The 18,973-nt window shown below is 59.1% G+C and carries 13 protein-coding genes and 2 riboswitches; of the genes, 8 read left to right on the forward strand and 5 right to left on the reverse strand.

Going from position 1 to position 18,973, the window contains the following annotated elements:
- Window positions 1–1,062: a cobalamin biosynthesis protein CobW gene (gene cobW, locus NL116_RS17465; protein ID WP_494373273.1), complete on the reverse strand. Its 1,062-nt coding sequence runs from the start codon at window positions 1,060–1,062 to the stop codon at window positions 1–3.
- Between the two features lie 100 nt (window positions 1,063–1,162).
- A riboswitch (cobalamin riboswitch) is annotated at window positions 1,163–1,374 on the reverse strand.
- A 193-nt stretch (window positions 1,375–1,567) separates the two neighbouring features.
- Window positions 1,568–1,795, forward strand: a riboswitch (cobalamin riboswitch).
- A 119-nt stretch (window positions 1,796–1,914) separates the two neighbouring features.
- Here cobW and NL116_RS17470 point away from each other — a divergent pair.
- From NL116_RS17470 to cobM, 4 genes are all read left to right on the forward strand, one after another.
- A complete protein-coding gene (locus NL116_RS17470) occupies window positions 1,915–2,106 on the forward strand; it encodes a CbtB domain-containing protein (RefSeq protein WP_494373274.1) in 192 nt (63 codons plus the stop codon).
- Between the two features lie 11 nt (window positions 2,107–2,117).
- Complete coding sequence (locus NL116_RS17475; RefSeq protein ID WP_494373275.1) at window positions 2,118–2,825, forward strand: CbtA family protein; 708 nt, start codon at window positions 2,118–2,120, stop codon at window positions 2,823–2,825.
- Window positions 2,822–3,235: a cobalamin biosynthesis protein gene (locus NL116_RS17480; RefSeq protein WP_494373276.1), complete on the forward strand. Its 414-nt coding sequence runs from the start codon at window positions 2,822–2,824 to the stop codon at window positions 3,233–3,235. The genes NL116_RS17475 and NL116_RS17480 overlap by 4 nt, the downstream gene beginning before the upstream one ends.
- Before the next feature lie 80 nt (window positions 3,236–3,315).
- On the forward strand, window positions 3,316–4,062 hold the full coding sequence (cobM, locus tag NL116_RS17485) for a precorrin-4 C(11)-methyltransferase (protein WP_494373277.1): 747 nt from the start codon (window positions 3,316–3,318) through the stop codon (window positions 4,060–4,062).
- A gap of 75 nt (window positions 4,063–4,137) precedes the next feature.
- Here the strand turns inward: cobM and nfuA are convergent, their stop codons facing one another.
- Window positions 4,138–4,722: a Fe-S biogenesis protein NfuA gene (gene nfuA, locus NL116_RS17490; RefSeq protein ID WP_007946504.1), complete on the reverse strand. Its 585-nt coding sequence runs from the start codon at window positions 4,720–4,722 to the stop codon at window positions 4,138–4,140.
- A gap of 98 nt (window positions 4,723–4,820) precedes the next feature.
- Window positions 4,821–7,118: a fatty acid cis/trans isomerase gene (locus NL116_RS17495; RefSeq protein ID WP_494373278.1), complete on the reverse strand. Its 2,298-nt coding sequence runs from the start codon at window positions 7,116–7,118 to the stop codon at window positions 4,821–4,823.
- Between the two features lie 155 nt (window positions 7,119–7,273).
- Here NL116_RS17495 and metH point away from each other — a divergent pair, with 155 nt between their 5' ends.
- Both metH and NL116_RS17505 read left to right on the forward strand, forming a co-directional pair.
- The gene (gene metH, locus NL116_RS17500) at window positions 7,274–10,984 is read left to right on the forward strand and encodes a methionine synthase (protein WP_494373279.1); all 3,711 of its coding nucleotides are present in this window, start codon (window positions 7,274–7,276) and stop codon (window positions 10,982–10,984) included.
- A gap of 95 nt (window positions 10,985–11,079) precedes the next feature.
- The gene (locus tag NL116_RS17505; RefSeq protein ID WP_483842412.1) at window positions 11,080–11,298 is read left to right on the forward strand and encodes a DUF2970 domain-containing protein; all 219 of its coding nucleotides are present in this window, start codon (window positions 11,080–11,082) and stop codon (window positions 11,296–11,298) included.
- Here the strand turns inward: NL116_RS17505 and NL116_RS17510 are convergent.
- A complete protein-coding gene (locus NL116_RS17510; RefSeq protein WP_494373280.1) occupies window positions 11,295–12,368 on the reverse strand; it encodes an ABC transporter substrate-binding protein in 1,074 nt (357 codons plus the stop codon). The two genes, NL116_RS17505 and NL116_RS17510, sit on opposite strands and share 4 nt — an antisense overlap.
- A gap of 519 nt (window positions 12,369–12,887) precedes the next feature.
- Between NL116_RS17510 and NL116_RS17515 the strand changes: the two genes are divergently transcribed.
- Together NL116_RS17515 and NL116_RS17520 are read left to right on the forward strand one after the other, a co-directional pair.
- A complete protein-coding gene (locus NL116_RS17515) occupies window positions 12,888–14,546 on the forward strand; it encodes a nitrite/sulfite reductase (RefSeq protein WP_494373281.1) in 1,659 nt (552 codons plus the stop codon).
- A complete protein-coding gene (locus NL116_RS17520; protein WP_494373282.1) occupies window positions 14,530–15,024 on the forward strand; it encodes a DUF934 domain-containing protein in 495 nt (164 codons plus the stop codon). The genes NL116_RS17515 and NL116_RS17520 overlap by 17 nt, the downstream gene beginning before the upstream one ends.
- Before the next feature lie 53 nt (window positions 15,025–15,077).
- Here the strand turns inward: NL116_RS17520 and NL116_RS17525 are convergent, their stop codons facing one another.
- Window positions 15,078–18,797 carry a dermonecrotic toxin domain-containing protein gene (locus NL116_RS17525; RefSeq protein ID WP_494373283.1) on the reverse strand — a complete coding sequence of 1,240 codons (3,720 nt, stop codon included), beginning with the start codon at window positions 18,795–18,797 and terminating at the stop codon, window positions 15,078–15,080.
- Window positions 18,798–18,973: the final 176 nt, after the last annotated feature.

Genomic DNA, 18,973 nt, shown 5'->3' on the forward strand with positions numbered 1-18,973 from the left:
TTAAACGCTAAGCGCGGCGCGCAATTGCGCTTCGAGTTGCACAGCGTCCAATTCCTGGCCGATCAGCACCAGGCGTGTGGTGCGCGCTTCCTCGGCGCCCCACTGACGATCGAAGTGTTTGTCGAAACGCGTGCCCACGCCCTGGATCAGCAAACGCATCGGCTTGTTCGGGATCGCGGCGAAACCTTTGACGCGCAGGATGCCGTGTTTGACCACCAGTTGGGTCAGCGCATCCATCAGCAGGCTTTCGTCGGCTTGCGGCAGCTCGATGGAGATCGAGTCGAACGCATCGTGGTCGTGATCGTCTTCGCCGTCATGGTGATGATCGTGATGGCTGTGACGGCTGTCGATGTGTTCTTCGGAGCCGGCGCCAAGGCCGATCAACACGTCCAGTGGCACGCGACCGCTGCTGGCTTCGATGACTTTCACCGCTGGCGGCAGTTCTTCGGCGACTTCGAGGCGCACGCGGGCCAGGTTTTCAGGGCTGATCAGGTCGGCCTTGTTGAGGATCACCAGGTCGGCGCTGGCCAGTTGGTCGGCGAACAGTTCGTGCAGCGGCGATTCGTGGTCCAGGTTCGGGTCGAGTTTGCGCTGGGCATCCACTTGATCCGGGAACGCGGCGAAGGTGCCGGCGGCCACGGCCGGGCTGTCGACGACGGTGATCACCGCATCGACGGTGCAGGCGCTGCGGATTTCTGGCCATTGGAAAGCCTGTACCAGCGGCTTGGGCAGGGCCAGGCCCGAGGTTTCGATAAGAATGTGGTCGAGATCACCGCGACGGGCGACCAATTCGCGCATCACCGGAAAGAATTCTTCCTGGACGGTGCAGCACAGGCAGCCGTTGGCCAGTTCGTAGACGCGACCGTTGGCTTCTTCTTCAGTGCAGCCGATGGAGCACTGCTTGAGGATTTCGCCGTCGATGCCCAGCTCGCCGAACTCGTTGACGATCACTGCAATGCGACGGCCCTGTGCGTTGTCGAGCATGTGCCGCAGCAAAGTGGTTTTGCCCGAGCCGAGGAAGCCGGTAACGATGGTGACGGGGAGTTTGGCCAGTGTTTTCATCGGATGCCCTTTGGCAAGGTGGCGGGCATACGGGACGACAACCGCCGCAGCACACGCTGCACGGAAGATTTCGCCACCGGATCACCCCGCCCGGTTGAAAGTCAGAATCTGTGTCGAGGCAGGTCTCCTGGCTGACGGCTGGCCAGTCGTTTGACTGGCGGTTGCTGCGCCTTCCCGCTCGCGCCATGGCTGGCGCATGCAGTGGCATGGCAGAAACTGAACCGTTCACAGTTGCGGGGGCAGCCGCGGCATTGACCGCGTTCCCTTCTTAGCTTCGGCAAACGCCGAAGAACCTCGAAAGCGCAAGGCTACGCATCGCGCTGGGGCGGGTCAATGTTCACATGACATTGGCGGCGCGCCCTTCGCGAGCAAGCCCGCTCCCACACTTGACCGAGTTCCTTCAGAGGCATGCGGTCGAATGTGTGCGGGCTTGCTCGTGAAGGAACCACCTCGGTTCCAAGTTGAGAACCTTTGCCAATTGACGCGAATCCCCCGCCCATGCTCTCCTACGCATCTTGTTACGGGTGCCCTTCACAGGGTGAAACGGGAAACCGGTGATTCATGTGCTTTACTCAAAGCCATGTCAGTCCGGTGCTGCCCCCGCAACGGTAAGCGAGCGAAGCATCAAATCCACTGTGCCAGCAGTTCGGCATGGGAAGGTGATGCTTGCAGGTCAAGGCGAAAGCCAGCGCCCCTCGTGAGCCCGGAGACCGGCCCGCAACACAAAGTGACCGTTACGGCCACTGAACAACAAACCCGCGGTGGGCGGGCGCTGTTTAAACGTCTGCGTGCCCGGTTCGCAGGGGTTTCCATGCGCCCTATTCACCCGCTGACAGACCAGAGGGATGCGCCATGTCGATTATCAGTAGCACCGGCCACACAACCACCAGCACCACTTCTACCCTGACTCAACGCCTGACCGCCGCCCTCTGCGCGTCGATCCTGGGCGCGTGCCTGGTGTATTTCGCCGGTTTCTCGCACATCGAAGCCGTGCACAACGCCGCTCACGACACCCGTCACAGCTCCGCGTTCCCGTGCCATTGAGAGCTGACAACATGATCAAGCGCATTGCGCAAACCGCAGGGTTTACAGGGCTCCTGGCCGCCCTGCTGCTGACCCTGCTGCAAAGTTTCTGGGTCGCACCGCTGATTCTTCAGGCGGAAACGTACGAGAAATCCGAGCCGACAGCGGTTCAACCCCATGAACACGCCGACGGCGCCATGGCCGCGCACACCCACGACGCGGAAGCCTGGGAACCGCAAGATGGCTGGCAGCGCGTGCTGTCGACCACTGGCGGGAATCTGGTGGTGGCGGTTGGTTTTGCCCTGATGCTCGCGGGCCTCTACACCCTGCGCGCACCGACCAAAACCTCTCAGGGGCTGCTCTGGGGTCTGGCCGGTTATGCGACGTTCGTACTGGCGCCGACCCTGGGCCTGCCACCGGAACTGCCGGGCACTGCGGCGGCGGATTTGGCGCAACGGCAGATCTGGTGGATCGGTACTGCCGCGTCCACCGCTGCCGGCATCGCCCTGATCGTGTTCAGCCGTCACTGGATGATGAAAGTGCTGGGTGTTGCCATTCTGGCCGTCCCGCACGTGATTGGCGCGCCACAACCGGAAGTGCATTCGATGCTCGCGCCGCACGCCTTGGAAACTCAATTCAAAATCGCTTCGCAGTTGACCAACGTCGCGTTCTGGCTGGCCCTGGGCCTGATCAGCGCCTGGTTGTTCCGCCGCAAAAGCGACGACCAATATCACGCATGACCGATGCCAGCACAGTGCCGACGTTAGTGGTCGGCCTGGGCTGCCAGCGAGGCTGCCCCGCCAGCACGCTGCGGGCATTGCTTGATCAAGCGCTACAGGCTCATCAGATCGGGCTTCACGAGATAAAGGCACTCGCCAGCATTGACCTGAAGCGCGACGAACCTGGCCTGATCGAACTCGCGGAACAGCTCAGCCTGCCGTTGATGTTCTTCAGCAGTGAACAATTGGCCGGGTATCACACCCGCCTCAGCCATCGTTCCGACATCGCGTTCGAGCGCACCGGCTGCTACGGCATAGCGGAAAGTGCCGCCCTGGCACTCGCCGAACAACTGACTCAGGCACCGGCAAAGCTGCTGATTCCCCGACAAAAATATGCGCAAGCGACCCTGGCGTTGGCCGGCGCTGCGTAAAATCCCCGATAATCGTGCTTTCGATCATGAGCAATCTTCATCTGAAGCGTTGCCCAGCCCCTTTTTTCACAGGAACGACCATGACTGTCTTCTTCATTGGCGCAGGTCCCGGCGACCCGGAACTGATCACAGTCAAAGGCCAGCGGTTGATTCGCAGTTGCCCGGTGATCATCTATGCCGGCTCCCTCGTGCCCGCGGCCGTGCTGGATGGCCATCACGCCGAGCAGGTGTTCAATAGCGCCGAATTGCACCTGGAACAGATCATCGAACTGATCAAAAACGCCCACGCCAACGGGCAGGATGTGGCGCGGGTGCATTCGGGTGATCCGAGTCTGTATGGCGCGATTGGCGAGCAGATTCGCTACCTGCGCGAGTTGGATATTCCGTTTGAAATCATTCCAGGAGTCACGGCGACGGCGGCGTGTGCAGCGCTTTTGGGGGCTGAACTGACCTTGCCGGACATTTCACAGAGCGTGATTTTGACCCGCTACGCCGATAAGACCGCCATGCCGGCGGGTGAAGAACTGGGTAGCCTGGCGCAGCATGGGGCGACCATGGCGATTCATTTAGGTGTGAATCATCTGGAGAAAATCCTCGCTGAACTGCTGCCACATTACGGCGCGAACTGCCCGATTGCGGTGATTCACCGGGCGACGTGGCCAGATCAGGATTGGGTGGTGGGGACGATAGAGGATATTGCCGGGAAGGTTGAAACCAAGGGGTTTCGCCGCACGGCGTTGATTCTGGTGGGACGGGTGTTGGGGAGTGATCACTTTAGTGAGTCGTCGCTGTATCGTGCGGGGCATGCGCATCTCTATCGCCCATAGGGCCCCGGTGAATTTCACCCATAAAAAAACGGCGCTCACGGGGCGCCGTTTTTTAAGTCGCAGTGAACACCTTACTCAGTAGTAGGCGTTTTCTTTCTGCGTGTGGTCAGTCACGTCACGTACGCCCTTGAGCTCCGGAATGCGCTCGAGCAACGTGCGCTCAATGCCTTCCTTCAGGGTCACGTCGGCCTGGCCGCAGCCCTGGCAACCACCACCGAACTTCAGCACGGCGATGCCGTCTTCGACCACATCGATCAGGCTGACCTGACCACCGTGGCTCGCCAGCCCCGGGTTGATCTCGGTTTGCAGGTAATAGTTGATGCGCTCGTTGACCGGGCTGTCGGCGTTGACCATCGGTACTTTGGCGTTTGGCGCCTTGATGGTGAGCTGGCCGCCCATGCGGTCGGTGGCGTAGTCGACTACCGCGTCGTCCAGGAACGCTTCGCTGAACGAGTCGATGTAAGCGGTGAAGCTTTTAAGCCCCAACGCCGTGTCTTCTGGTTTTTCTTCGCCCGGCTTGCAGTAGGCAATGCAGGTTTCGGCGTACTGGGTGCCAGGCTGGGTGATAAAGACGCGGATGCCGATGCCCGGGGTGTTCTGCTTGGAGAGCAGGTCAGCCAGGTAATCGTGGGCGGCGTCGGTAATGGTTATAGCGGTCATGGAAACTCCTCGCAGGCTTGGGCGCAGTTTACGCCAATCAACGCGCCGCACAAAGTCCTAGTATTTTTGTCGGGAAATAAACACTGGGACGGTGGGCCTTAGAGGTTCTCGTAGCGATTCATGTCCAGCACACCTTCTTCCACCGGGTCGGTCTCGTGGACGTAGCGGCTCAGATCGTGGAAATAGAACCAGAATTGCGGATGACTGCGCCGAATACCCCAACGTTCGACGATTTTCTCAAAACTGCCCGTGTCCCTGGCGTTTTCCATGGCATCAACGAAGGCCGGCACCTGGTCGGCCGGGATGTTGAACATGAAATTCGGATAACTGCTGAGTACGCCCGGGAAAATCGTCAGCGTGTCGAGCCCCGGTTGGTATCGTAACGACTCACCCAGCAGGAACGCCACATTGCTGTGCGCTCGGTTGCGCAGCAGGCTGTAGACCTGGCGTTTGCCGCTCGTCGTTTCGATGCGCAACATCGTCGCTTCCGGCAGTTGGTCGATGACCTTCAAACCCGCCGCCGGGCGCGAGGTCAGGCGACTCAGGGCCTGTTCGGCATCCTGCAAGTCCGGGTCGATGTTCGGCCGCGAGCAATACGCGCCGTCGCAGCGGTTGATCGGATCGGGCATGGCGTTCAGATCGCCGTAACGGGCCAGCAACTGCTGGGCGAAATCACGTTTGGGGTCTTTTTCGTCGAGTTTCAGCGCGGTCGGCGTGTCGTCGTCGATGGCCTCGTAGTCCAGCCACATCTTGAACTTGCCGCCGTTCTGGTACCAATCGTCAAGGTAACCGTCTCGGGAATCGGCCGGCATCAGGCGCAGGAAGTTCTGCTCGGCGCCGTTACGGATCAGGTCGAAGTACAGGCGGGTCTGTGCCTGGTGAGAGACGTTGCCGAATACATCGAAGTTCACCGCCAACTGATAGTAGGTGCGTTCCAGCAGCGGGAAGTCGAACAGCCACATCGTTTGCGGCACATCGCCGATCAGGCCCTTGTTCACCGACGCACTGTCGAAGTGGCGGAAGATACTCAGCAGCGCGTTGTCATTCCCGGCCCACAAGGTCGACCAGCTGGGCGCCGGTGTGTCGGCGTAGCTGTCCCGGCGCAGCGCTTCGTACTCGTTACGTTTGTCGCGGTAGTCATGCCACAGGTTCAAGACGCTGCCGACGTCATCGTTCTGTCCCGGCATGGCCAGCAACGGCGTGGCCTGGCCGCGGTAGTTCGGGTCGATGATATAGAGGTCATGTTCCGGGGCCTGGAACAGCGCCCAGAAGTTATCGCGGATCACGTCCGTGGCAATCTGGCCACGGCAGACAGGGCCGCGAATAAAGGTGCGTACGAAGTATTCAGCGTTATCCAGCATGAACTGGTAGCGCGCTTGCGCCGGGATCGCCTCGAAGGTATCGAACGGATTGGCCCGCCGCTCCGGCCCATAGCCTGGCAAGGCGTTGACCTGCCAGTTGCCGCTATAGAACAGGCTTTTGACCCGCGCCATCTTCGCCGCACTCAGCGGATAAGTGATGTGGGTTTTCTGCACAATCACCCCCTGCACCGGCCACAGGCGGTAATACACCTGAGTGCCTGGGTCGTCGTTCGGGCGACGGGTGTTGATCAGGTCAATCGGCTGGCCGGTGGGCGTGCGCGAGCGCACCCACTGGAAAAAGTGCCCAGGCTCGCCGTCCTTGAAATAGATGTGAGCCAGAAACCAGTGCTCAAACAACCATCGCGCCACCAGGCTTTGCCGGGAGCCTGGCGCGTTGAGCAGGTTTTCCCATTGCACCACCTCCAGCGCTTCTTTCGCGCTCGGCATCAGCGCTTGCTCATCGAGCGGTGCGCCCGACGCCAACCAGCGTTGCAGTGTCTGGTATTGCTGATCGGTCAGCCCCGTGACCGCCAGCGGCATGCCCTCTTTGGGATGTGAACTGGCGTAGCCGTCAAACTCTGCCGGCATGGCGCACCTGTTTTCCCGATTCAGACCGAGAACAATGTCTTCCGGCAATTTGGCATTGGGTTGCAACGGGGTTTTATGGCCCAGCTCAAGCATCCGCGCCATCAACGCAGCCTGACTGCCTTGAGCGTCGAGTACCGGATAGAAGCCCTTCTGTTGCCAGGCGTGCTTGCCCCAGGCGTCGTAAAACAGCCGGGTCGGGGTTGCGGCGGTACTGCGGTCGCCGTCGTAAACCGTGACTTTCGTGGCACCACGCGCCGCGCCTTCGCCACTGCCCAGATTGAGCTGGCAGGGGGCATCGTTGCACGCATGGCAGGCGACGCACTGTTCGGTAAAGATCGGTTGGATGTCACGGCTGTAGGAAATCGCAGAGGAAATGGCCGGACCTTGCGCAGCGGCGTCCCAGCTTAAAAGCAGCACGAAAATGCTGGTGATGACGCGATACGACATATCCCTGGTCCCAATCATGAAAAATCGCGGCGATTCTACCGGTCAGACACCCACGCCAACATGAACGATATTCATGCAAAACCGGGTCATGCTCTAAAAGCGCACAGGTTTGCTATGATCCCGCCCCTTCGTCATGGTCTTTCCGAGTAGTCCAAATGTCCGATCGCAGCGTTCGCCTTCAAGCTCTCAAGCACGCCCTCAAAGAGCGCATCCTGATTCTCGATGGCGGCATGGGCACGATGATCCAGAGCTACAAGCTCGAAGAGCAGGATTACCGTGGCAAACGCTTTGCTGACTGGCCAAGCGATGTCAAAGGCAACAACGACCTGTTGGTACTCACTCGCCCGGATGTGATTGGCGGTATCGAGAAAGCCTACCTGGATGCCGGCGCCGATATTCTGGAAACCAATACGTTCAACGCCACCCAGATTTCCCTGGCCGACTACGGCATGCAGGGCCTGGCGTATGAGTTAAACGTAGAAGGCGCACGCCTGGCCCGCAAGGTCGCCGACGCCAAGACCCAGGAAACCCCGGACAAGCCGCGCTTCGTTGCCGGCGTACTGGGCCCGACCAGCCGCACCTGCTCGCTGTCCCCGGACGTGAACAACCCTGGCTACCGCAACGTGACCTTTGATGAGTTGGTGGAGAACTACACCGAGTCCACCAAGGGCCTGATCGAAGGCGGCGCCGACCTGATCCTGATCGAAACCATCTTCGACACCCTGAACGCCAAAGCAGCAATCTTCGCCGTACAAGGCGTGTTTGAAGAGCTGGGCATCGAGTTGCCGATCATGATTTCCGGCACCATCACCGACGCCTCCGGCCGCACCCTCTCCGGCCAGACCACCGAAGCGTTCTGGAACTCCGTGGCCCACGCCAAACCGATCTCGGTCGGCCTGAACTGCGCCCTCGGTGCCAGCGAACTGCGCCCGTACCTGGAAGAGCTGTCGAACAAGGCTGGCACCCATGTGTCCGCGCACCCGAACGCCGGTCTGCCGAACGAGTTCGGTGAATACGACGAGCTGCCGGTGGACACCGCCAAGGTCATCGAGGAATTCGCTCAAAGCGGTTTCCTGAACATTGTCGGCGGCTGCTGCGGCACCACCCCGGGCCACATCGAAGCCATCGCCAAGGCCGTGGCCGGTTACGCGCCACGTCAGATTCCTGAGATTCCCAAGGCCTGCCGCCTGTCGGGCCTGGAACCGTTCACCATTGATCGCAGCTCGTTGTTCGTCAACGTCGGCGAACGAACTAACATCACCGGTTCGGCCAAGTTTGCTCGATTGATCCGTGAAGACAATTACACCGAAGCGCTGGAAGTCGCCCTGCAGCAGGTCGAAGCCGGCGCCCAGGTGATCGACATCAACATGGACGAAGGGATGCTCGATTCGAAGAAGGCCATGGTGACCTTCCTCAATCTGATTGCCGGCGAACCGGACATTTCCCGCGTCCCGATCATGATCGACTCCTCGAAATGGGAAGTGATCGAAGCCGGCCTGAAATGCATTCAGGGCAAGGGCATCGTCAACTCGATCAGCATGAAGGAAGGCGTCGAGCAGTTCATTCACCACGCAAAACTGTGCAAGCGCTACGGCGCCGCCGTGGTCGTGATGGCCTTTGACGAAGCCGGCCAGGCCGACACCGAAGCCCGCAAGAAAGAAATCTGCAAACGCTCCTATGACATTCTGGTCAACGAAGTCGGCTTCCCGCCGGAAGACATCATCTTCGACCCGAACATCTTCGCCGTGGCCACCGGTATTGAAGAACACAACAACTACGCTGTGGACTTCATCAACGCCTGCGCCTACATCCGCGACGAACTGCCGTATGCGCTGACCTCGGGCGGCGTGTCCAACGTGTCGTTCTCGTTCCGCGGCAACAATCCGGTGCGTGAGGCGATCCACTCGGTGTTCCTGCTGTATGCGATCCGCAACGGCCTGACCATGGGTATTGTCAACGCTGGCCAGCTGGAGATCTACGACCAGATCCCGCAAGAGCTGCGCGATGCCGTCGAAGACGTGATCCTCAACCGCACGCCGGAAGGCACCGACGCCCTCCTCGCCATCGCCGACAAGTACAAGGGCGACGGCAGTGTCAAGGAAGCCGAGACCGAAGAGTGGCGCGGCTGGCCGGTCAACAAGCGTCTGGAGCATGCACTGGTCAAGGGCATCACCACGCACATCGTTGAAGACACCGAAGAATCCCGGCAGTCGTTCGCCCGTCCGATCGAAGTGATCGAAGGCCCGCTGATGTCCGGCATGAACATCGTCGGCGACCTGTTCGGCGCCGGCAAAATGTTCCTGCCGCAGGTGGTAAAATCCGCCCGCGTGATGAAGCAGGCCGTGGCCCACTTGATCCCGTTCATCGAACTGGAGAAAGGCGACAAACCGGAAGCCAAGGGCAAGATCCTGATGGCAACGGTCAAAGGCGACGTGCACGACATCGGCAAGAACATCGTCGGCGTGGTGTTGGGCTGTAATGGCTACGACATCGTCGACCTCGGCGTGATGGTCCCGGCGGAAAAAATCCTGCAAGTGGCCAAGGAGCAGAAGTGCGACATCATCGGTTTGTCCGGCCTGATCACGCCTTCGCTGGATGAAATGGTTCACGTTGCCCGTGAGATGCAGCGTCAGGACTTCCACTTGCCACTGATGATTGGTGGCGCAACCACCTCCAAAGCGCACACGGCGGTAAAGATCGAACCGAAGTACAGCAATGACGCGGTGATCTACGTCACCGACGCCTCCCGTGCCGTTGGCGTGGCGACGCAGTTGCTGTCCAAGGAACTGAAGCCGGCGTTTGTCGAGAAGACCCGTCTGGAATACATCGACGTTCGCGAACGCACCGCCAACCGCAGCGCGCGCACCGAGCGCCTGAGTTACCCGGCCGCCATCGCCAAGAAGCCGCAGTTCGACTGGAGCACTTACGCGCCGGTCAAACCGACGTTCACCGGCTCCAGGGTACTGGACAACATCGACCTCAAGGTGCTGGCCGAGTACATCGACTGGACGCCGTTCTTTATCTCCTGGGACCTGGCTGGCAAGTTCCCGCGCATTCTTACTGACGAAGTGGTCGGTGAAGCCGCGACTTCGCTGTACGCCGATGCCCAGGAAATGCTCGCCAAGCTGATCGACGAGAAGCTGATCAGTGCTCGCGCGGTATTCGGCTTCTGGCCGGCCAACCAGGTGCGCGACGATGACATCGAAGTCTACGGCGATGACGGCAAGCCGATTGCCAAGCTGCATCACCTGCGCCAGCAGATCATCAAGACCGACGGCAAGCCGAACTTCTCCTTGGCGGATTTCGTTGCGCCGAAGGACAGCGAAGTCACCGACTACGTGGGCGGGTTCATCACCACCGCCGGCATCGGTGCTGAAGAAGTGGCCAAGGCTTATCAGGACGCCGGCGACGACTACAACTCGATCATGGTCAAGGCCTTGGCCGACCGTCTGGCCGAAGCCTGCGCCGAATGGCTGCACCAACAGGTCCGTAAAGACTACTGGGGTTACGCCAAGGACGAGACGCTCGACAACGAGGCCCTGATCAAAGAGCAATACACCGGCATCCGCCCTGCTCCGGGGTACCCGGCATGCCCGGATCACACCGAGAAATCCACGCTGTTCAAGCTGCTGGACCCGGAAGCTGAAGAGCTCAAGGCAGGCCGCAGCGGCGTGTTCCTTACCGAGCACTACGCAATGTTCCCGGCGGCGGCGGTCAGCGGTTGGTATTTCGCTCACCCGCAAGCGCAATACTTTGCCGTGGGCAAGATCGACAAGGATCAGGTGCAAAGCTACACCTCCCGCAAAGGTCAGGAACTGAGCGTGACCGAGCGCTGGCTCGCTCCTAACCTCGGGTACGACAACTAGGTCAGCTTACTGGCCACAATAAATGTGGCTAGCAGTAATCCCTGTGGGAGCCGTAGGTCTATGCTTACGGCTCACACACACGTGACGAGGGATTTATGGACGATCCAGTCGACAACAAGCCGCCGACCTTCTGGCAAATGCTGCAAAGCGTCATGGCTGCGGCATTCGGGGTGCAGAGCGGGAAGAACCGGGCGCGGGACTTCACCCACGGCAAACCGAGTCATTTCGTGATTCTTGGGATTTTGTTCACGGCAGTGTTTGCCTTGACCTTGTATGGCATCGTGCAACTGGTTCTGCATCTGGCCGGCGTTTAGTGCATCAGGGTTTGCAGGCTGAAGGGATAACGATAGGACGTTGGCCGCCCCTTGGCTGAGAGTTGACGAAAGTTCACGCCATAGTCCGGCGTTGTCCCCAACGCCAGCAGGCGTTTGGCTTTTGGCTTGTCGATCAGTTGCAACAGCGGGATCAGCCGATGGCGGCCGCCGTACAGATCGATATCGACGCCCTGGTCATAGTCATGTAACTCCACCAATGCCCAGCCCCCCAACGTGAAGTGACCACCCAGCAGCACGCTGAGGCGTCCATCGATCATCGCTTGCAAGGCGGCGGGTGAGCTGTTGACGGCACTGAACAATGCGTCTTTTCCCGGCTTTCCACCGATCTCCTCAAATGCCTGCATCGCCCCAAATGCCATTTCGTCGTTGGCTGACCACACCAGAGAGATCTGCGGATAACGCCGAAACAACAGTTTGGCCTGGTCATAGGCGCGGTCCCGGGTCCAACCGCTGTAGACCAATTGGCGCAAACGTACTTCAGGATGTTCGGCCAAGGCGCGCATCATTCCTTGCTCGCGCAATTGCGCAGACGGTGTGATTTTCAGGCCGGAGAATGCCAATAGTTCGATCGTCTTGCCGGGCGCGGCCGGCGGGTGCTGGCGGATCAGTTCCTTGAGCATCAGGTAACCGCCCTCCTCGTCGTTGGGCACCAGGCTGCCCAGTTGGTCGGGCCGCTCACCCAGCAGGCTCTGCTGGTTGGCCGTCAGCGACGCATTGACCATAAATAGCTTTACACCGCTGCCCTGGGCCAGGCGCAGTATCTGCGGGGCGACATACTGTTCATTGACGAACACCAGATAGTCCGGACGATCACGCCCCTGGAGCGCCTGACGGGCTTGCGCCACCGTGAGTTCAGGCATGCGCTGGGCATACAGGATTTTCAGGTCAATGCCCAAATCTTTGGCGGCGGCCTGCATGAATTGCGCGTAACTGACCCAGAAAGCTTCCTGAGGGGTGCCGGGGCTCAGGAACAGCACCGATTCCGCACGCGCAGCCGGACCGTAGGCCACGCCAAGCATGAGCAGAAAGGTGTAAAAAAACTTCAACATTAACGTCCGAGCCCCCGGAAATTCGCCGCGCATTATAGCCACTGAATTTCCGCAAAACGGCGTTTATTCCGGATTTTGTCCGACAATCGTCGGAACCGGGCCCGGACGGGGTCGGTTATTGATGGCTGACCCAAAATACCGCAGTGCCCACGACCAGAATGATCAGGAACAGAATCGCCCAGGCATCGACCGTGCTATCAGGTTTTGTCGCTTTGGTAGGGTTGCTCATTGCATCGCCTCTTGTCGGTTTTATCGGTGATTGCATAAAGACTCGACCACAGTAAAGACGACGATTGCCCGCACCACAAATAAGGGTTTAGCCATAACGGTTCTTGTTAGGCGTTTTGGTTCTTTACATATACTCAAACATCACTTTTGCGCATAACTGCAAACTGGTATCTTGCCCCGGCTCCGTAGGGAGTGCGCGGCCGTGCGCGCAGAATTGCAGAGGCTCTTGGACTGCGGCAAGCAAAAAACGCAGCTGCATCCGAGCGACCCAAGCCTGAGAACAGGACCTATATGTACGTATACGACGAATACGATCAGCGGATCATCGAGGACCGCGTCAAGCAGTTCCGTGATCAGACCCGACGCTATCTGGCAGGCGAGCTGAGCGAAGAAGAATTCCGCCCTCTGCGCCTGCAAAACGGGCTTTATATCCAGCGGTTCGCGCCGATGTTGCGTGTGGCGGTGCCTTACGGCCAACTGACTTCCCGTCAGATTCGCATGATGGCCAAGATTGCCCGCGACTACGACAAGGGCTATGCCCACATCAGTACCCGGCAGAACGTGCAGTTCAACTGGCCGGCCGTGGAAGACATTCCGGACATCCTGGCAGAACTGGCGACCGTGCAGATGCACGCGATCCAGACCAGCGGTAACTGCCTGCGTAACGTCACCACCGACCAGTTCGCCGGTGTCGCCGCCGATGAATTGATCGATCCGCGCCCATGGTGCGAGATCGTCCGTCAGTGGACCACCTTCCACCCGGAATTCGCCTACCTGCCGCGCAAGTTCAAGATCGCGGTCAACGGTTCGACGTCTGACCGCGCCGCCATCGAAGTTCATGACATTGGCCTTGAGCCGGTGCACAACGCTGCCGGCGAACTGGGCTTCCGTGTGCTGGTCGGTGGTGGTCTGGGCCGTACGCCGGTGGTGGGTGCGTTCATCAATGGGTTCCTGCCGTGGCAAGACCTGTTGAGCTACCTCGACGCCATCCTGCGGGTCTACAACCGCTATGGCCGTCGCGACAACAAGTACAAGGCGCGGATCAAGATTCTGGTCAAGGCACTGACGCCTGAAGTCTTCGCACAAAAGGTCGATGCGGAAATGGAGCACCTTCGCGGTGGCCAGACCACACTGACCGAGGCCGAACTGCATCGCGTCGCCAAGCATTTCGTCGACCCCGACTACAAGGCACTGGCCAACCAGACCGCCGAACTGGCCGAACTTGACCAGCAGCACCCGGGCTTCGCTCGCTGGCGCACACGCAATACCCTGGCGCACAAGAAGCCGGGCTACGTGGCCGTGACCCTGTCCCTGAAGCCAACCGGTGTAGCGCCGGGCGACATCACCGACAAGCAGCTCGACGCCGTGGCCGACCTGGCTGACCGTTACAGCTTCGGTCAACTGCGCACCTCGCACGAACAGAACATCATCCTGGCCGACGTCGAACAGTCCCGACTGTTCGCGATGTGGGGCGAGTTGCGCGAGCAAGGTTTCGCCACGCCGAACATTGGCCTGCTGACTGACATCATCTGCTGCCCTGGCGGTGACTTCTGCTCGCTGGCGAACGCCAAGTCGATCCCGATTGCCGAATCGATCCAGCGTCGCTTCGACGACCTGGATTACCTGTTCGACATCGGTGAACTGGACCTGAACATCTCCGGTTGCATGAACGCTTGCGGTCACCACCACGTGGGCCACATCGGCATCCTCGGGGTGGACAAGAAAGGCGAAGAGTTCTACCAGGTATCCCTCGGTGGCAGCGCCAGCCGTGACGCCAGCCTGGGTAAAATCCTTGGCCCGTCCTTTGCCCAGGAAGCCATGCCTGACGTGATCGAAAAACTGATCGACGTGTACATCGAACAACGTACCGAAGACGAGCGTTTCATCGACACCTACCAGCGTATTGGCATCGACCTCTTCAAGGAGCGCGTCTATGCAGCGAATCATTAAGAACAACGAAGTCGTCGACGAAACCTGGCACCTGCTGCCCAAGGACTTCAACATCGACGAAATTTCCAACTGCGACGACTACATCGTTCCGCTGAAGTTGTGGCGCGAGCACAGCCGTATGCTCAGTGCCCGCGACGGTGGGCTGGGTATCTGGCTGGATGCCGATGAAGAAGCCGAAGAAATCGGTGAAGACGTAGCGCAATTCAAGGTCATTGCCTTGAATTTCCCGGCGTTCACCGATGGCCGTAACTATTCCAACGCCCGCCTGCTCCGTGACCGTTACGGTTTCAAAGGCGAATTGCGAGCGATTGGCGATGTGCTGCGCGATCAGTTGTTCTACATGCATCGCTGCGGTTTTGATGCGTTTGCAGTGCGCCCCGATAAAGACCCGTACGAAGCCCTGGAAGGTCTCAAGGACTTTTCGGTGACGTACCAGGCCGCCACCGACGAACCGCTGCCGCTGTTCCGTCGCCGCTGATGGTCAAACCTTGAACCCCCTTGTGGGGTTCAAGGCTCCCCACCTGCTTGAAGTTAAAGATTGGCACGCGCCTCCAGTGCCCTGAAAGCCGCCATCGGATGATCAAAACGCCCGCTGCTGCGACTTAGTCGATTCCACATTTCTGTCGAAGCATCCGCCTCCCCCAACAAGCGCCAGACGCTCGTCTGTAGCGACAAGTAACTGACTTGAAAATCGGCTGTCAGACTCAGCCTGTCCATGACAGCTAAAAACCGTGTGCCGGAAGGTTTGCCGGCCACTCGTTGCCAAAGGGCCTGTCGTGACTGTTGCAAAGCTGCGTCGCAGTCTCGCAGCCATACCGTCGGCGAACCATAGCCGGCGCCGGGCGCGCCGAGCCATAGATTAATGCCTGTTTCCTCTCGATGGCTGACCAATCGGCGGAGCGTGTCTTCGTCTGTCAGCGGGTTTCCCAATAGCAACACACGATCTTCTTCGACTGCCTGCTTAATGACCGCTGGCGGTACCCGTGTGATCTGGTTGTCACGCAAATCCAGCAACGTCAGGCAGGGCTCTTCCCTGATACCGATCGGACACCGGGTGATTTGAGTATTCCTCAGGTTGAGCTGTCGCAGATCGTTCATGCCCATCACCAACGGCGGCACGCCCAAGGGGTTGTCGCTCAAGTCCAGCGTTTGCAGATGGGTCAGGTCACGCAGCTGTGAAGCGGCACTGTCAGTGAATACCAGCTGTGTTGCTTGCAGGTTGAGTGAACGAAGGCGTGTCAATCGACCAATCGCCGGAGGCAAGGAACGACCCGCGTCACCTGCCACGAAGAAATGACGCAAGTCCACATTGTCCAGATTTAAAATCTCCAGGTTGGGGAAGCTCTCGAGAAAGCCGTTCAGACTGTCTTGCTCGGTCAGGTGGAAGCCCTTCAACCACAACTCGGTCACGTCGTCGAACCTCACATTCAACGCAGGCAATCGGTGGTAATTTTCGAAATTCATATCCAGCGTGGCGCGCGGTCCTGTTCCCCGTTTCTGCCATATGGCAACCAGTTCCTGCGCAAGCTCGGTCCTGAGTGCTCGCTCGCCCTCCATCTCCTCCATCAGAAGCCGGACGTTGTAGGTCGCAATTTGGGCCAGGCTCAAACCCTGCGCCCCCACATCGCCAACTGCCAGAAACGGAAGGATCATGTCATGAACATCATCGGCAACCTGATCTACCCAACTGCTCAGGTCGGTGTTGACTTGCTGTAATTGCTGCTTCAACCCATCGATGTAAGCCTGCGTATCATTTCCCGCGCGTTGCAGCGCCTCATCGGCCTGCGCAGCAGTGAAGTCGGGATAAACCTCCTGAAGTTGTAACCTCATCATCTGGTGGGTCATGACTGCGCTTTGAGGCGTCGACGGATAACCTCCGCCTCGCAACCCCTGAGTCTCAAACATCAGCCCGCTGTCCATCCTTTGCAGCCCAAGCAGCGTTTGTAAACGAGGCAGCGCTACAGCGCCAATCTTGAGCCGTAATTCATTGGCAGGATCATCGGAAATCAGGTGTAACGCCGAACGCTCATCATCTGACAGGATCGCGAAGATTGCTTCGTAGAGGTCCGATTGCACGCCTTGTCGCTGATAGCGATTCCCCACCCTGATGATGCTTCGACAATGAGCAGCATCAAGCGGACCACTGCGGTCCAGCACCCGGCCAGCAGGCGAACGGTCAAGAATGTCAATTCGAAGCTCTTTGGGCCATCCTGGCAGATGCGCCAGTGAATGCAGCGCCAGCGTGTCTGTCTCGGGGTTGTCGATAGAGCGAAGGTAAAAGCCTTCGTAGGCGCGATTGAGACGGATATGCTGCTGATATTGCCGGGCCTTGCTGTCCAGGCGCTTGATGATTTGCCTGGCCTCCACGGCATCAGGTGTCATGCTGATGTCGACGCCGTACCGGTCGAGCATCTGCTCGACCGCGGTTTTTGGAAGCCCCGGATACTGACGCTGAAACAGTCGGACCCATTCATGCGTCGATTGCTGTAAAGCGGCATAACGGCTGTTGAACAACTCGGAGTTCCCGGCCCCTCCGAGTTCCTGATCGAGTTTGAAACGACTGATCGTGTCGGCCAGCAGAGGCGTCGGTGGTCGACCGGTGTGCATCAACCGCAGCATGTCGTCGTCTACCGCGCTGACCTTGCCGATCTGCGCCAGGACTTCATCGCTGAATGACACCACCGAGGGGCCGATGCCGCGAATCAGTTCCAGCCGTGAAAGACCGGAAGGCGCTGCCACACTTCCCTCCACCGGTGTTACGACAATGTGAACACGACTCTCGCCCATCACTTCATCAACACGGACTTCCCGCACCGCACCTGCCAGCGGCAATGCATTGAGCAAACCAAATACCGTGCGGGTTATGCCCTGGCTCGAGGTTTCACCGTTAACGGCCTCCTCCAGCCCGTAACCGGCATCGATGAGCCCGGCCAGCGCTAATAACCCCTCTCCGCCCGGCACAAACAGGGCCAGCGGCCCGAACCGGTTTATCCATTGCACGACCGGTTCGACCACTGCGCTCAAATTGTCGCGATTGACTTGCGCATCATCCCGGATCGTTTTGGCACTGTCCCGGGCAGCCTGTTTCATCGATAAAACCAACTGCGCAAACGGATCGGTCGCGGATGGTTGATCATCGAAGCCGATGTACTCGGCGGGATCCCAATAACCATCATTGTTGAAGAAGCCGGCATTGTTGGTCAGCCAGTGCTTTCGGGGGTAAACCCCCATGCCGTCCAGCGCCGTCAGTACACCGGCATGGAAGGTGCCGTCCTGTCGGTCGTCATCAGTAAAATGCGAAGCCAGCGCCTGCTTTGTGCCACTGGTGTTGCTCTGGCTCACCACCCATTGGTGCAAGTGCGACACGTCGGCGAAGTCATGCAGTGGGGAAGAGTTGCCCGGGATGTACATCAACACCCCAGGTTTCGCGGTGGCACGAAAAACCCAGATATCGGTCGAGGTGTAGCGATACAGCTTTAAACGGCTCGCCGTCACCGTGGAAGGGAGTCGGGTCGGTGCTTGCAAGGGTTCGATCGACAGTGTTTCCCATGCCTGATTCACCGGTAATCCTGCTGCCTGCATTGCAAGCTCCAGCCCGTTCTCAGTCAGGCGTCGCTCATGCCGCTGCAGCCAGGCCGTCATGACAAATGCCGCTTTGACCGACGTCCTCAACACATAGGATTGCGGCGCGATAATCGCCGCGTCGGACGGCCAGGCCTGATCGAGATACGCTTTGTACAAACGCTGTAAATCCAGCTCCCATGCCCATTTCTTGAAGGCTGCGGGTTTTATCGGGATCTGCGTCGACGGCCCATAGGTTTGCGGGGACGTATGGCGATAAATGCCTTCATAGGTCTCATGATTGCCACTGCCGTGGTCAGCGAACTCGTCGACTTTCTGCACGATTTGAACGGACGGCCCGACGTCCGGCGGCGTGTAAAAGCCAAAGGCGCTTTCCGCAAAACGTCCGTCACCCACCGTTTGATAATTGGAAAGCAGCACTTGCAACAGCGCTTGCGAGCTCGCCACTTGCCCCTGCTGAATACCGCCCTGTGCAGGATGGCCTTTGTAGTTGTAATCGAGCGTGACCAGCAAGGCTGTCTGCGGATCGGTATCCGCCCCCCACTTTTCCTTGATCAAGCGGGAGCCAAATTGAGCAGGGGTTTGCGGCAAGGCGATGTTCACGGCTGCGTCGAGTTCGTCGCGCATTCGTGTCGGGCCCGGGGCAGTATCTTGATTCAGGTCGGTCATGTGCAATCCATTGCGAACATTTGGAACAACACCCTAACCGGACGCTATTCAATCGGATGCAGGACAGCGACGACGGCCGACTTGGGAAATTTCGCCAATTCAGGAAAGAATGTGGACGGCGCCAAAGCAAAAAAAACCGGGGCATGAGCCCCGGTTGTTTATACAAGACGATAGGC

The sequence above is a fragment of the Pseudomonas sp. FBCC-B1667 genome (assembly GCF_059133255.1).

Excerpts from the sequence above, each read along its gene's own strand:
- NL116_RS17515 (WP_494373281.1), top strand. The coding sequence starts at position 12,888 with ATGTACGTATACGACGAATACGATCAGCGGATCATCGAGGACCGCGTC.
- NL116_RS17495 (WP_494373278.1), bottom strand. The coding sequence starts at position 7,118 with ATGTCGTATCGCGTCATCACCAGCATTTTCGTGCTGCTTTTAAGCTGG.
- nfuA (WP_007946504.1), bottom strand. The coding sequence starts at position 4,722 with ATGACCGCTATAACCATTACCGACGCCGCCCACGATTACCTGGCTGAC.
- NL116_RS17505 (WP_483842412.1), top strand. The coding sequence starts at position 11,080 with ATGGACGATCCAGTCGACAACAAGCCGCCGACCTTCTGGCAAATGCTG.
- NL116_RS17520 (WP_494373282.1), top strand. The coding sequence starts at position 14,530 with ATGCAGCGAATCATTAAGAACAACGAAGTCGTCGACGAAACCTGGCAC.
- NL116_RS17470 (WP_494373274.1), top strand. The coding sequence starts at position 1,915 with ATGTCGATTATCAGTAGCACCGGCCACACAACCACCAGCACCACTTCT.
- cobM (WP_494373277.1), top strand. The coding sequence starts at position 3,316 with ATGACTGTCTTCTTCATTGGCGCAGGTCCCGGCGACCCGGAACTGATC.
- NL116_RS17475 (WP_494373275.1), top strand. The coding sequence starts at position 2,118 with ATGATCAAGCGCATTGCGCAAACCGCAGGGTTTACAGGGCTCCTGGCC.
- NL116_RS17480 (WP_494373276.1), top strand. The coding sequence starts at position 2,822 with ATGACCGATGCCAGCACAGTGCCGACGTTAGTGGTCGGCCTGGGCTGC.
- NL116_RS17525 (WP_494373283.1), bottom strand. The coding sequence starts at position 18,797 with ATGACCGACCTGAATCAAGATACTGCCCCGGGCCCGACACGAATGCGC.
- NL116_RS17510 (WP_494373280.1), bottom strand. The coding sequence starts at position 12,368 with ATGTTGAAGTTTTTTTACACCTTTCTGCTCATGCTTGGCGTGGCCTAC.
- cobW (WP_494373273.1), bottom strand. The coding sequence starts at position 1,062 with ATGAAAACACTGGCCAAACTCCCCGTCACCATCGTTACCGGCTTCCTC.
- metH (WP_494373279.1), top strand. The coding sequence starts at position 7,274 with ATGTCCGATCGCAGCGTTCGCCTTCAAGCTCTCAAGCACGCCCTCAAA.